Source organism: Pseudomonas sp. GL_103 (assembly GCF_057835175.1).
This window is the reverse complement of sequence record NZ_CM174420.1, coordinates 6,210,678-6,223,156: the sequence shown is the minus strand read 5'-3', so window position 1 is coordinate 6,223,156 and position 12,479 is coordinate 6,210,678. Positions and strand designations below refer to the sequence as shown.

At 61.3% G+C, this 12,479-nt stretch carries 10 protein-coding genes; 7 read left to right on the top strand and 3 right to left on the bottom strand.

Going from position 1 to position 12,479, the window contains the following annotated elements:
- Positions 1-630, bottom strand: a complete 630-nt coding sequence (locus tag AC3IP0_RS28190) for a LysE family translocator (protein ID WP_489317747.1) — start codon at positions 628-630, stop codon at positions 1-3.
- 145 nt (positions 631-775) lie between these two features.
- Between AC3IP0_RS28190 and AC3IP0_RS28185 the strand changes: the two genes are divergently transcribed.
- Positions 776-1,249: an Lrp/AsnC family transcriptional regulator gene (locus tag AC3IP0_RS28185; protein ID WP_489317746.1), complete on the top strand. Its 474-nt coding sequence runs from the start codon at positions 776-778 to the stop codon at positions 1,247-1,249.
- A 123-nt stretch (positions 1,250-1,372) separates the two neighbouring features.
- On the opposite strand, the gene lpdA is transcribed toward AC3IP0_RS28185, so the two are convergent.
- Positions 1,373-2,773: a dihydrolipoyl dehydrogenase gene (gene lpdA, locus AC3IP0_RS28180; protein WP_489317745.1), complete on the bottom strand. Its 1,401-nt coding sequence runs from the start codon at positions 2,771-2,773 to the stop codon at positions 1,373-1,375.
- A gap of 214 nt (positions 2,774-2,987) precedes the next feature.
- Here lpdA and hflK (AC3IP0_RS28175) point away from each other — a divergent pair, with 214 nt between their 5' ends.
- The 5 genes from hflK (AC3IP0_RS28175) (at position 2,988) to cfaB (ending at position 10,349) form a co-directional block, all read left to right on the top strand.
- Positions 2,988-4,946 carry a protease modulator HflK gene (gene hflK / locus AC3IP0_RS28175; protein ID WP_489326377.1) on the top strand — a complete coding sequence of 653 codons (1,959 nt, stop codon included), beginning with the start codon at positions 2,988-2,990 and terminating at the stop codon, positions 4,944-4,946.
- A complete protein-coding gene (gene hflC, locus AC3IP0_RS28170) occupies positions 4,943-5,983 on the top strand; it encodes a protease modulator HflC (RefSeq protein WP_489317743.1) in 1,041 nt (346 codons plus the stop codon). The genes hflK (AC3IP0_RS28175) and hflC overlap by 4 nt, the downstream gene beginning before the upstream one ends.
- Complete coding sequence (gene hflK / locus AC3IP0_RS28165; protein WP_489317742.1) at positions 5,980-7,038, top strand: protease modulator HflK; 1,059 nt, start codon at positions 5,980-5,982, stop codon at positions 7,036-7,038. Before hflC ends, hflK (AC3IP0_RS28165) begins: the two co-directional genes overlap by 4 nt.
- Positions 7,035-8,945, top strand: coding sequence for a cation-translocating P-type ATPase (locus AC3IP0_RS28160; protein WP_489317741.1), 1,911 nt, complete (start codon positions 7,035-7,037; stop codon positions 8,943-8,945). The genes hflK (AC3IP0_RS28165) and AC3IP0_RS28160 overlap by 4 nt, the downstream gene beginning before the upstream one ends.
- Positions 8,946-9,164: 219 nt before the next feature.
- Positions 9,165-10,349 carry a C17 cyclopropane fatty acid synthase CfaB gene (cfaB, locus tag AC3IP0_RS28155; protein ID WP_489317740.1) on the top strand — a complete coding sequence of 395 codons (1,185 nt, stop codon included), beginning with the start codon at positions 9,165-9,167 and terminating at the stop codon, positions 10,347-10,349.
- On the opposite strand, the gene cls is transcribed toward cfaB, so the two are convergent.
- Entirely contained in the window at positions 10,346-11,785 is a 1,440-nt protein-coding gene (gene cls / locus AC3IP0_RS28150; RefSeq protein ID WP_489317739.1) for a cardiolipin synthase, read from the bottom strand. The two genes, cfaB and cls, sit on opposite strands and share 4 nt — an antisense overlap.
- 133 nt (positions 11,786-11,918) lie before the next feature.
- On the opposite strand from cls, the gene AC3IP0_RS28145 reads away from it, so the two are divergent.
- Positions 11,919-12,440, top strand: coding sequence for a DUF3617 domain-containing protein (locus AC3IP0_RS28145; protein ID WP_489317738.1), 522 nt, complete (start codon positions 11,919-11,921; stop codon positions 12,438-12,440).
- Positions 12,441-12,479 lie beyond the last annotated feature (39 nt).

The following is a 12,479-nucleotide window of genomic DNA, read 5'->3' as shown; positions in this document are numbered from 1 at the left end:
TCAAGCCTGTTGCACAAAGGTCAGCCGCACGGCGAAACCGATCAACAGGCTGCCGAACAACCATTGTTGCAGGCGCTGGGCTGAGGGGCTGCGTTGCAGCCAACGGCCGAGTGCCGCGCCGACCAGGGCGTATGCGCTGTCGAACAGCAAACCGACACCGACCAGCACCACGCCCAAGGTCGCAAATTGCCCGAGCACCGGCCCGGCCTGTGGGTTGATGAATTGCGGCAGCAGCACCGAGCAGAACAGCAGTGCCTTGGGGTTGAGCAGGTTGGTCAGCAGTCCGCGTCGGATGGCTGCGCCCCAGCACGGTTTTTCGCCGGTTGTGTCGGCGCTGGTGAGGCTCGGCAGCATCGTGGTTCGCAGGCACTGAATGCCGATCCACAGCAGATACGCGGCGCCAGCCAGGCGCACCACGTCGAAGGTCCAGGGCGCCGCCTTGAACAGTGCCGCCAACCCCAGCGCCGCCAATGCCACATGGCAACCCCGGGCGATGCCCAGGCCCACGGCTGTGGCCAGCGCAGCGCCTTTGCCCTGGCGGGCACCGGTCTGCAACAGCAGGATCATGTCGGGCCCGGGCAACAGGTAGACCACTGCCAGTGCCATGAAAAACAGCCAGAGACCTTGCATGTTGCACCCCGTTCGTTGTCGATTTGGTCGTGCCAGTCTAGGGCTGGAGGGCGGGGCAGGTGCTTGCGTTGTCAGCTTCTATCGGGTCGTGTATTGGCATAATCTGCCACTTAATCAAGCTTGAACCATCAGGATCTGCCAAACCATGAAACTCGACGCCTTCGACCGCAAGATTCTCGCCGCGCTGCAACGGGATGGCCGCCTGAGCAATGTGCAACTGGCAGACGAGATCGGCCTGTCGGCATCGCCATGCTTGCGCCGGGTGCGGATGCTTGAAGAGGCGGGGGTGATTCGCGGCTACCAGGCCAATCTGGATCGCGATGAAGTGGGGTTGGGGCTGACGGTGTTTGTCGGGGTCAAGGTCGAGCGTCATAACGATGAACAAGCCGAAGCCTTTCGCCTGGCGGTGACGGCATTGCCCGAGGTGATTTCGGCATTTCTGGTGTCAGGGGAGTCGGATTTTTTGCTACAGGTGGTGGTGCCGGACTTGCGTGCCTATGACCGCTTTCTCACCGGGCGTTTGCTGAAGCTGCCGGGGGTGAGCGACATTCGCAGCAACTTTGCGATTCATACGGTGAAGGCCCCGGGGTCGTTGCCGCTGGAGCATCTGCCGCTGTAGACCGAGTTGCCTGCCATCGCGAGCAAGCTCGCTCCCACAGTGATTGTGTGAACACCACAAATCCAATGTGGGAGCGAGCTTGCTCGCGATGGCAATAGACCAGGCACCCAAGCCCTTCGGGTCTTACATCTGCGTCGCCATCCCCTCCACATTCATCGCCGCCTGGCGCAAGGCCTCTGAGCGGGTCGGGTGTGGATGGCAGGTCAGGGCGATGTCTTCGGCCGAGGCGCTGAATTCCATGGCCACGCAGTACTCGCCAATCATTTCACTCACGCTCGGGCCGACCAGGTGCACGCCGAGGACTTCGTCCGTGCGCTCGTCGGCCAGCACTTTGGCGAAGCCTTCGGTTTCGTGGTTGATCTTCGCCCGACTGTTGGCGGTGAAGGGAAACTTGCCGACCTTGTACGCCCGGCCTTCGGCCTTGAGCTGCTCTTCGGTCTTGCCGACGCTGGCCAGTTCCGGTTTGGTGTAGACCACACTGGGGATCAGGTCGTAATTGACCTCGCCCGCCTTGCCGACGATCTGCTCGACGCAAGCCATGGCTTCGTCCTCGGCCTTGTGGGCGAGCATGGGACCCGAGGTCACGTCTCCAATCACCCAGACCCCGGCGGCTTCGGTGCGATGCCCCTTGTTGGCGAGCATGCCGCGCTTGTCCGTGGCGAGGCCGACGTTCTCCAGGCCCAGGCCCTGTGTATAAGGTCGGCGCCCGATGGCCACCAGCACGTAGTCGGCTTCCAGCAATTCGGCAGCACCGCCAGCGGCAGGCTCGATGCTGAGCTGAACGCCATTGGCGGAGCTGGTGGCGCTGGTCACTTTTGAACTCAACTTGAAACTCAAGCCTTGCTTGCTCAGGGAGCGCTGCAGGGTTTTTCCGGCTTCGATGTCAACGCCGGGGCAGATCCGGTCGAGAAACTCGACCACTGTTACCTGTGCCCCAAGGCGGCGCCAGACCGAACCCAGTTCCAGGCCGATCACGCCGGCGCCGATCACCACCAGATGCTTGGGCACCTCGCTCAGCGCCAGGGCGCCTGTGGAATCGAGGATGCGTTTGTTATCGATGTCTACGCCGGGCAGGGGCGTGGGCTCGGAACCGGTGGCGATGATGATGTCCTTGGCGTTCAGTACGGTCTTGCCCCCGGCGCTATCGGTCACCGTGACTTTGCCCGGCCCGTCGATGTGGCCCCAGCCTCTGATCCAGTCGACCTTGTTCTTGCGAAAAAGAAATTCGATGCCCTTGGTCAGCCCGGTAACGCTTTCATTCTTTTGCTTCATCATCTGGGCGAGGTTGAGGCTGGGTTTGACGTCGATCCCCAGGTTGGCGAATTCCGCACCCATGGCCGCGTCGTACAACTCGGAAGCATGCAGCAACGCCTTGGATGGCATGCAGCCGACGTTCAGGCAGGTGCCGCCGAGTGTGGCGCGTCCTTCTACGCAGGCAGCTTTCAGACCCAGTTGCCCGGCGCGGATCGCCGCGTTGTAACCGCCGGGGCCACCGCCGAGTATCACGACGTCATAAGTGCTCATGGATGTACTCCTGGATCGAAAGGGGAAGGGATGGGTAAAAGTAGTTCCTGGATAAAATTACGATCGTAATATGTGCGTTCTACCGCATTTCGGTCAAGGCTTCAGCTAAGTGACAGGTTGGGAATCTTTAGATGGCGCACTTGAATACGGAAATTTCACCATTTTCGTTATATCGTAACGAATTGTTCTGTAAGCGAAGACACTCTGGGGTGGTATGCAAGTCGATCTCGATGTTGATGAAGCGCCGTTAGCCGGGTTGCCGCGCTTTCAGCAGGCGTTCATTCAAGGGCGGCGTTTGCGCCAGTTCGCCATCGGTGCGGGCGTACTCGCGACGGTGGGTGTGCTGCTGGCGTTTTTTGTCGGGCTGTTTTCGTCGCAAACACTGTGGCCGGCGTTGCTGCTGAACCTTAGCGCGGCGTCTGTGGTGTTGATGGCCGGTTTGCAATCGGCCGGGTGGGTAGCCCAGTGGCGTGCTCGCGCCATGAGTCCCGAAGTGCCGGTGGTCGTTGTCGACGAGTCTGTCGCGCCTTCGGGATGGTATGAGCGTTTGCTGGACCGGATCAGCCACCAATCGCAGCACCTGCTCGGGCAAATCGGCGCGCCGACGCTGTGGCTTGGCGGCTGGGCATCGTTGGCGGTATTGGGCGTCGAACAGGCCTGGAACCTCACGTTGCCCCCGGCAGCGCTGGGCCTGTCGGCCACTGTCGGGGCTGCGTGCTTTTTGCTGTTGGCGTTCGGCCTGTTGGTGATGGAGCGCCATCTGGCGCAGGAAAACACCGCGCAATGGCCTGAAGCCGCTACGTTGGCGCAATTGATCCGTGTGGCGATCATCAGCCTGGTGCTCGGTGTTTTTTGTCTGTTGTTTGCCGATGAAACCTCGGTATGGCCTGTACGCCTGGCGGTGTTGATCGGTCTGCTGCCGGGGCTGGTGGCGGCAGAACTGTTGCTGCGCGCGGTGTTGTCATTGTTCAGCCCGCGCCGCGAACGCCTTGAACCGGAGCTGTTGGCGCGCAGCTTTGTCGCTGACATGCTGCGCTGGCCACCACAGCCATTGCTGGCGTTGCAGCACGAATTGCATAACCGCTTCGGCATCGATCTGCGGCAGATCTGGGCTTTCACTTACATGCGTCGGGCGTTCCTGCCGGTGTTGGCGGTGGTGTCGCTCGTTGGCTGGTCACTGACCGGCATTCACGAAATTGGCCTGCAAGGGCGTGGCATCTACGAACGATTCGGCAAGCCAGTGGAGGTGTTCGGCCCAGGTTTGCATATGGGGTTGCCTTGGCCATTGGGCCGGGTGTTGAGCGTCGAGAATGGCGTGGTTCACGAGTTGGCCACCAGTGTTGGCGAAACCACGGCCCCTGCTCAGGCAGACCCCGCTGAAGGCCCGGCCCCGGCAATCGCCAATCGTTTGTGGGACGCCAGCCATGTGAACGACAAATCCCAGGTGATCGCCAGCAGCCGAGCCGACAAGCAGAGCTTTCAGATCGTCAACATGGACGTGCGCTTCGTCTATCGCATCGGTCTGAGCGATGAGGCTGCGTTGGCCGCCACCTATAACAGTGCCGATGTGCCGATGTTGATTCGCAGCACCGCCAGCCGAATCCTGGTTCACGACTTCGCCTCGCGCACCCTCGACGGTTTGCTTGGCGAGGACAGGGTAGGGCTTGCCGAAGAGATCGGCCGCGCCGTCCAGGCGGACCTGCAAAAACTCGACAGCGGCGTGGAAATTCTTGCCACGGTGGTCGAGGCGATTCACCCTCCGGCCGGTGCAGCCAATGCCTATCACGGCGTGCAAGCGGCGCAGATTGGCGCGCAAGCCTTGATTGCCCGTGAACGCGGCGCCGCCGCTGAGGCCACCAACCAGGCGCAGTTGCAGGCCAGCATCGCCCGCGATCAGGCGACGGCCAGCGCCCGAGAAATCAACGCTGGCGCCCAGGCCGCGAACCTGAAATTCAACGCCGAGCAGAAAGCTTATGCCAGCGCTGGTCAGGCCTTCGTGCTGGAGCAGTATTTCAGTCAGTTATCCCAGGGTTTGGCCAACGCCAAATTGCTGGTGCTCGATCATCGTCTGGGCGGCAGCAGCAATGCGCCGACCATCGACCTCCGTACTTTCGCGCTGCCGGTTGACCCTGCGCCGTCGCGTAAAACCGCTCAGCCAGGAGCTGCCAATTGAGCCAGTCCCATACCCACGATCACGATGACCACGCCGGACACGATCACGGCCATGGCGGGCATCATCACCACGGCCATCACCATCATCACGGCGATCATCAGGAGGCCGGTCCATTCCCGTGGCGTCGGATGGGTTGGGCGGCATTGCTGGTGGCGTTTGCGGTCGCCGCCGCGAGCCTGGTACAGGTGCGTTCAGGTGAGGCCACGGTGATCACGCGCTTTGGCAATCCATCGCGAGTCTTGCTGGAGCCGGGACTGGGTTGGCGCTGGCCGGCACCGTTCGAGGCGGCGATCCCGGTGGATCTGCGACTGCGCACCACGTCCAGCGGTTTGCAGGATGTCGGTACGCGGGACGGTTTGCGCATCATCGTTCAGGCCTACGTGGCGTGGCAGGTGCAGGGCGATCCGGACAACGTGCAACGTTTCATGCGCGCGGTGCAGAACCAGCCCGATGAAGCCGCGCGGCAGATTCGCACCTTTGTCGGCTCCGCACTGGAAACCACCGCCAGCAGTTTTGATCTGGCGAATCTGGTGAATACCGATGCCAGCCAGGTGCGCATTGCCGATTTCGAAGCACAACTGCGCAAGCAAATCGATCAGCAGCTGCTCACCACTTATGGCGTGCGCGTGTTGCAGGTCGGTATCGAACGATTGACGTTGCCTTCGGTGACGCTCACCGCGACGGTCGACCGGATGCGTGCCGAGCGCGAAACAATCGCCACTGAACGCACAGCCATCGGCAAGCGTGAAGCCGCGCAAATTCGCTCCGCCGCCGAGCGTGATGCGCGGATCGTGCAGGCCGATGCCACGGTGAAAGCAGCGGATATCGAAGCACAATCTCGCGTGGAAGCGGCGCAGATTTATGGTCGTGCCTACGCCGGATCGCCGCAGCTTTACAACCTGCTGCGCTCGCTCGACACCTTGGGCACGGTGATAACGCCGGGGACCAAGCTGATTTTGCGCACCGATGCCGCACCGTTTCGGGTGTTGGTTGACGGTCCGCCTAGCCTCGACAACAAGTCCGGATCGCAGCCATGAGTTTGGTTCCACGTGGAACAAATGAGTTGAGCAGCCCCTGGATTCAGGCCGGGCGCTTGGCGTTTCTGGCCTTGTATGCGGTGACAGTATTGGCGGCGTTGGCTTGGGCATTTTCCAATGTGCGGCAGATCGATCCGCAAAATCGCGCGGTGGTTTCGCATTTCGGCGCGCTGGATCGCATTCAGAATGCCGGGCTGTTGTTGGCCTGGCCGCAACCGTTCGAGCGGGTGATTTTGTTGCCGGCGGCGGAGAGGGTAATCGAGCGTCGAGTGGAAGGTCTGTTGCGCAGTGGTGCCGCGATACAGGCAGATCGCGTGGCCAGTTTTGCCACGCCAATCAGTGATGCATTGGCAGGCTCAGGTTATCTGCTGACCGGTGATGCCGGGGTGGTGCAACTGGATGTCCGGGTTTTCTATAAAGTCACCGAACCTTACGCGTTCGTACTTCAGGGCGAACATGTGTTGCCGGCACTGGATCGGTTGGTCACCCGCAGCGCTGTGGCACTCACCGCCGCACGGGATCTGGACACTATCCTGGTCGCTCGCCCGGAATTGATCGGCGCTGACAGTCAGGCGGCGGAACGACGCGAGCGCTTGCGAGGCGATCTGGTGCAGGGCATCAATCAACGGCTGGCCGACCTCGCCGCAGCAGGGCAGGGACTGGGGATCGAAGTGGCGCGGGTCGATGTGCAATCGAGTCTGCCAAGCCCGGCGGTCAATGCCTTCAATGCGGTCCTGACAGCCAGTCAGCAGGCCGACAAAGCCGTGGCCAACGCGCGTACCGAAGCCGAGAAGCTGACGCAAACCGCCAACGAGCAAGCCGACAGAACATTACAAGTTGCCCATGCCCAGGCCAGTGAACGACTGGCCAAAGCATCCACCGACACGGCCACTGTGTTGAGTCTGGCCAAGGCGCAACAACAGGGCACTGACCCGCAAATGCTGCTGCGCATTTATCGCGAGCGGTTGCCGAAAATTCTCGGTCAGGCCGGTTCGGTCACGACGGTCGATCCCAAAGACGATTCCCGCCTGATCATTCAGGGAGCTGCACAATGACCGCTCAAACCGCTGCCGCACCGAGCCTGTTGTCTTCGGCCGAACAGCGCCGCGCCGCGCGCCAGTTGACCCTGGCCATGCTCGCATTGGGCCTGCTCGCGCTGGGCTTGATCTGGCGTTGGCTGGTGCCGGAGCAGACGGGTGTCAGTCAGCTGCTGCTGGGTTTTGCCTCGTTGCTGGTCGCCGTGCCGGTCATGCGCTCGGCCTGGTACAGCCTGCGTTATCCAAGCCTGCACGGCATCACCGATCAATTGATCGCCCTGGCCATGCTGGGCGCCTGGGCCACCGGGGATCTGCTGACGGCGGCCCTGTTGCCGATCATCATGATCTTCGGTCACGTGCTGGAGGAGCGCAGCGTAATCGGTTCCCAGGAGGCGATTCACGCCCTCGGCAAACTGACCCGCAGCCACGCGCGCAAGGTTCAGGCGGACGGCTCCATCATCGAAGTCGACAACGGCACGCTCAAGGCGGGCGACCTGGTCGAGGTCCGCGCCGGGGACCGGGTGCCGGCGGATGGTCGGGTGTTATCCGGCCAGGCCAGCCTGGACACCGCCTCCATTACCGGCGAATCGGTACCGATGGAGGCGGGCGTCGGCATGTCGGTGTTCGGTGGCGCGATCAACCTCGACGGTCTGCTGCGAATCGAAGTGACCCGCACCGGCCATGAATCGACCCTCGGCAAAGTCATCGCCCTGATGCAAAACGCCGAGCGCTCGAAACCGCCGATCACTCGCCTGCTGGAGCGTTACGCCGGCAGCTATATGGTGTTGGTGTTGCTGTTGGCTGCCGTGACCTGGTTTATCACCAACAACGCTCAAGCGATGCTCGCGGTGTTGGTGGCGGCCTGTCCTTGTGCGCTGGTGTTGTCGGCACCGGCCACGGCGATTGCCGGGGTAGCGGTAGCGGCACGCCACGGGATTCTGATCCGCAGTTCTGCGTTCCTCGAAGAGTTGGCGGACCTGACTTCGCTGGTGGTCGACAAGACCGGGACGCTGACCTTCGGCACCTTGCGCCTGCAATCCATCGACAGTCCGCTTGAGGATCGCAGCCATGTCCTGAAGCTCGCTGCCAGCCTTGGCTCGGCCAGCAGTCACCCGGTCAGCCGTGCGCTGGCAGGGTTGGTGACCCAGGAGCATTTCCTGCTGCTTTCTGACATTCATGAGCGCCAGGGCCTGGGCGTGGTGGCGATGACCGAGCAGGGCGAAGCGGCGCTCGGCCGGCCGGAGTTGTTTGCGCAACTGGGCATCAGCACTACGGCTGTTCCCGATCATGACGGCCCGATTGCCGGGCTGGCGCTCAATGGTGAATTCCTCGCCTGGCTGTTGTTGGCCGACAGCGTCAAACCCGAGGCGCAATTTGCCCTGGGTGAGTTGCGCGAGTTGGGCTTGGGTCGCCAGTTGTTGCTCACCGGTGACCGGCACAGCGTCGCGCAAACGCTCGCCCGGGATGTCGGGATCAGTGACGTTGAAGCGCAAGCCCTGCCCGAAGACAAACTGAACCGTGTGCTCAAGGAAATCGACAGCGGCTTTCGGCCGATGGTGGTCGGCGATGGCATCAACGACTCCCTGGCCCTCAAGGCTGGCGTGGTGGGTGTAGCGATGGGCGCGGGCGGTGCAGACATCGCCCTGGCCTCGGCTGACATCGTGCTGATCGGCAGTGACCTGCGCCGCCTCGGTACCTGCGTGCGCCTGAGTCGTCAGTGCCGCCAGACGTTGCAGGTGAATGTAATCATCGGACTGGGCTGGACCCTGGCGATCGTGGCCTTCGCCGCGTTCGGCTGGCTTGGCGCTGCCGGGGCGATGATTGCGGCGCTGCTGCATAACCTCAGCACCTTGCTGGTGTTGGGCAATGCCGGTCGTTTGCTGCGGTTCCAGGAGCCGTTGCTCAAACTGAAGGACGAAGCCTGAAGGCGAATGCTCTAAACCGGGTCATCACGGGGGCTTCAACTTTTTAGAACTGTGCGCCCGGTTCGTAGTCATTGGAGATGAGGGCACATCATTTTTTGTGTTCGCGGCGGCAGGTGCAGGCGTCGCGAATCATTGAAATCGGCTATTAATTCGATAGCCAGCTATTTTTCAAAGATGGTCTACCCTCTGTTTAGACGTCTGAAACAAGGGAGATTCTCCATGCTCGCGCATCTTCCACCGGCCTTACAGAATCTGCAATTACCGCTTCGCCTGAGACTCTGGGATGGCCATGAACTCAATCTGGGACCGGCGCCCAGCGTCACGATTGTGGTCAAGGACCCACAAATGGTCACCCAGTTTACCCATCCAAGCCTGGACGCCCTCGGTGCTGCTTTTGTCGAAGGCAAACTGGAACTCGAAGGCTCCATCAGCGAAGTGATCCGCGTCTGCGATGAATGGAGCCAGGCGTTGCTGGATGAAAACGACGACAATCAGCCGGTTCGTAGCGCCCACGACAAAGAGATGGACGCCAAGGCGATTTCCTACCACTACGACCTTTCCAACGCGTTCTATCAGCTGTGGCTCGACAGCGACATGGCGTACTCCTGCGCTTACTTCGAGACCGGCAGCGAAAGCCTCGAACAGGCCCAGCAAGCCAAGTTTCGTCATCTGTGCCGCAAGCTGCGCCTGCAGCCCGGCGAATACCTGCTGGATGTGGGTTGCGGGTGGGGCGGATTGGCGCGTTTTGCGGCGCGAGAATTTGGCGCGAAAGTGTTCGGTATCACCCTCAGCAAGGAGCAGTTGGCCCTGGCCCGGGAACGCGTAAAAGCGGAGGGCCTGGAGGATCTGGTCGAACTGCAACTGCTCGACTATCGCGATCTGCCACAGGATGGCCGTTTCGACAAAGTGGTCAGCGTTGGCATGTTTGAACACGTTGGCCACGCCAATCTGGCCGAGTACTGCAATACCTTGTTCGGCGCGGTGAAAGAGGGCGGCCTGGTGATGAACCACGGGATCACCGCCAAATACACCGATGGCCGTCCGGTGGGGCGCGGTGCCGGTGAATTCATCGGGAAATATGTGTTCCCCAACGGCGAGCTGCCGCACCTGTCGATGATCTCCGCGGAGATCAGTGAGGCCGGGCTGGAAATCGTCGACGTCGAGAGCTTGCGCCTGCACTACGCACGCACGCTCGATCACTGGAGCGAACGCCTGGAAGACAACCTCGAAGCGGCCTCCAGACTCGTACCGGAGCAAGTCCTGCGCATCTGGCGGCTGTACCTGGCCGGTTGCGCTTACGCGTTTGCCCGGGGCTGGATCAACCTGCACCAGATTCTCGCGGTGAAGGCCCACGCCGATGGCAGTCATGAACTGCCATGGACCCGTGACGATATCTACCTCTAGAGAATCGGTGAAATAAGCCGGGCGACCCGCATGCCGACCTGCTGCAGACGGTGGGTCTCCCGGCCTTCTCCTTTGGCGATTTCGTGGGCGTTGGCGAAGTCATCGTTGAGCATCTGTTCCACCTCGGCGGCAAAGGCTCTGTCGACGGTCAGCAACATCACTTCGAAATTCAGCCGGAACGAACGGTTGTCCAGGTTGGCGCTGCCGATGGCGCTGATTTCGCTGTCGATCAACACCACTTTCTGATGCAGGAATCCGGGTTGGTAACGGAACACCCGCACACCGGCGCGCACGGCTTCGAAAGCGTAGAGGCTGGAGGCGGCGTAGACGATTCGGTGGTCGGGTCGAGACGGCAACAGCAGGCGCACATCCACACCCCGCAGCACCGCCAGGCGCAACGCCGCGAACACGGCTTCATCGGGGATGAAGTACGGGCTGGTGATCCAGACCCGTTCCGTCGCCGCATGGATCGCTTCGACAAAGAACAGAGAACAGGTTTCGTAGGGATCTGCCGGCCCGCTGGCGAGCAACTGGCACAGCACGCCGTCTTCCGGATAAACCTCGGGCAGAATCAGTGGCGGCAGGGCATGAGCCACCCAGAACCAGTCTTCAGCGAAAGACTCCTGCATGCACGCCACCACTGGCCCGCGCACTTGCACGTGGGTATCGCGCCAGGGGGCCAGGGGCGGTTTCTCGCCCATGTATTCATCACCGACGTTGTGCCCGCCAACGAAGCCGAGAATGCCGTCTACGACCACTATCTTGCGATGGTTGCGGAAGTTCACCTGAAAGCGATTGAACCAGCCATTACGGGGGCCAAAAGCATTGACCTCGACCCCGCCATCACGCAGGGCCTGCACGTAGCCGTTGGGCAGGGAGTGGCTGCCGATGCGGTCATACAACAGGTAGATCGCCACGCCTTCGGCGGCTTTCTTCAGCAGCAAAGTCTGCAGGCGTTGGCCGAGGCGGTCGTCGTGGACGATGAAAAACTGGATCAGCACGGCTTCTTTCGCCTGGCTGATGGCATCGAAAATGGCGTCGAATGTCGACTGGCCGTTGATCAACAGCCGCGTCTGGTTATTGGCCAGGCAGGGCATGTGTCCGAGCTTGGGCATCGCTCTGAGTGAGGCGTAGGCAGAAGAAGCGCGGGCGGTGAGGGCTTCTTCTACCCAGGGTCGCCAGTTGAGTTCGGAAACGGCCTTGCGCATCTCCTCGTTGGCCTGCCGCCGGGCCTTGATGTAGCCATCAAAGGTACTGCGGCCGAACATCAGGTACGGGATCAGCGTGAGGTAAGGGATGAAAAACAGCGACAGGGCCCAGGCAATCGAGCCTTGGGCGGTACGGACGGTCAACACGGCGTGTATGGCCGCGATCATGCCCAGCGAGTGCAACAGGGCGATGGTATAACCGAAAATATGCGGTCCGAAATAATCCATGGGGGGCTGCCTTGCTCCTGAAGATTCAATGCTTAACAGACCATGTTCCGTGCAGAATGTCGCTAATTAATTGGCTCATGAACCGAAGCTTGCGGCTGACGTCTAACGGCCACTACTGATCAGGAGTTACTCGATGAACGTTCGTCTGCTGGGTTTGGCCATGGCACTGGGTTTGGCACTTCCTGTGGCGGCTCACGCGCAAATGCTGCAACCAGGATTGTGGGAGCTGACCACGAGCAACATGAAGGTCGACGAGCAGAATATGCCGGACCTGCAATTGATCCTCGGCCAGCTCCAGAACCAGATGACCCCCGAGCAGCGTGCCCAGCTGGAAAAGCAGGGCATCACCATGGGCGGCAAAGGGATCCGGGCGTGCCTGACCCCGGAACAGGTCAAGACCGACAACATTCCGCTGACCGATCCGCAGTCGGGCTGCAAACAGGAAATCACCGACCGCTCCGGCAATCAGTGGAAATTCCGTTTCAGCTGCCCGAGAGCTCAGGGCGCCGGCGTGGCGACGTTCCTCAGTGATCGCGAATTCACTACCAAGGTCAACGGGACGTTCAACGCCACCGGCATTCAGCAGAAGGGCAGCCTAGAATCCCGCGCCGTCTGGTTGGGGCAGGATTGCGGCACGGTGAAGCCAAGAGCTTAAAAGCTTCGCGAGCAGGCTCGCTCCCACATTGGTTTTGTG

Coding starts and splice junctions, on each gene's coding strand:
- AC3IP0_RS28190 (WP_489317747.1), bottom strand. CDS start 630: ATGCAAGGTCTCTGGCTGTTTTTCATGGCACTGGCAGTGGTCTACCTG.
- AC3IP0_RS28185 (WP_489317746.1), top strand. CDS start 776: ATGAAACTCGACGCCTTCGACCGCAAGATTCTCGCCGCGCTGCAACGG.
- lpdA (WP_489317745.1), bottom strand. CDS start 2,773: ATGAGCACTTATGACGTCGTGATACTCGGCGGTGGCCCCGGCGGTTAC.
- hflK (WP_489326377.1), top strand. CDS start 2,988: ATGCAAGTCGATCTCGATGTTGATGAAGCGCCGTTAGCCGGGTTGCCG.
- hflK (WP_489317742.1), top strand. CDS start 5,980: ATGAGTTTGGTTCCACGTGGAACAAATGAGTTGAGCAGCCCCTGGATT.
- AC3IP0_RS28160 (WP_489317741.1), top strand. CDS start 7,035: ATGACCGCTCAAACCGCTGCCGCACCGAGCCTGTTGTCTTCGGCCGAA.
- cfaB (WP_489317740.1), top strand. CDS start 9,165: ATGCTCGCGCATCTTCCACCGGCCTTACAGAATCTGCAATTACCGCTT.
- cls (WP_489317739.1), bottom strand. CDS start 11,785: ATGGATTATTTCGGACCGCATATTTTCGGTTATACCATCGCCCTGTTG.
- AC3IP0_RS28145 (WP_489317738.1), top strand. CDS start 11,919: ATGAACGTTCGTCTGCTGGGTTTGGCCATGGCACTGGGTTTGGCACTT.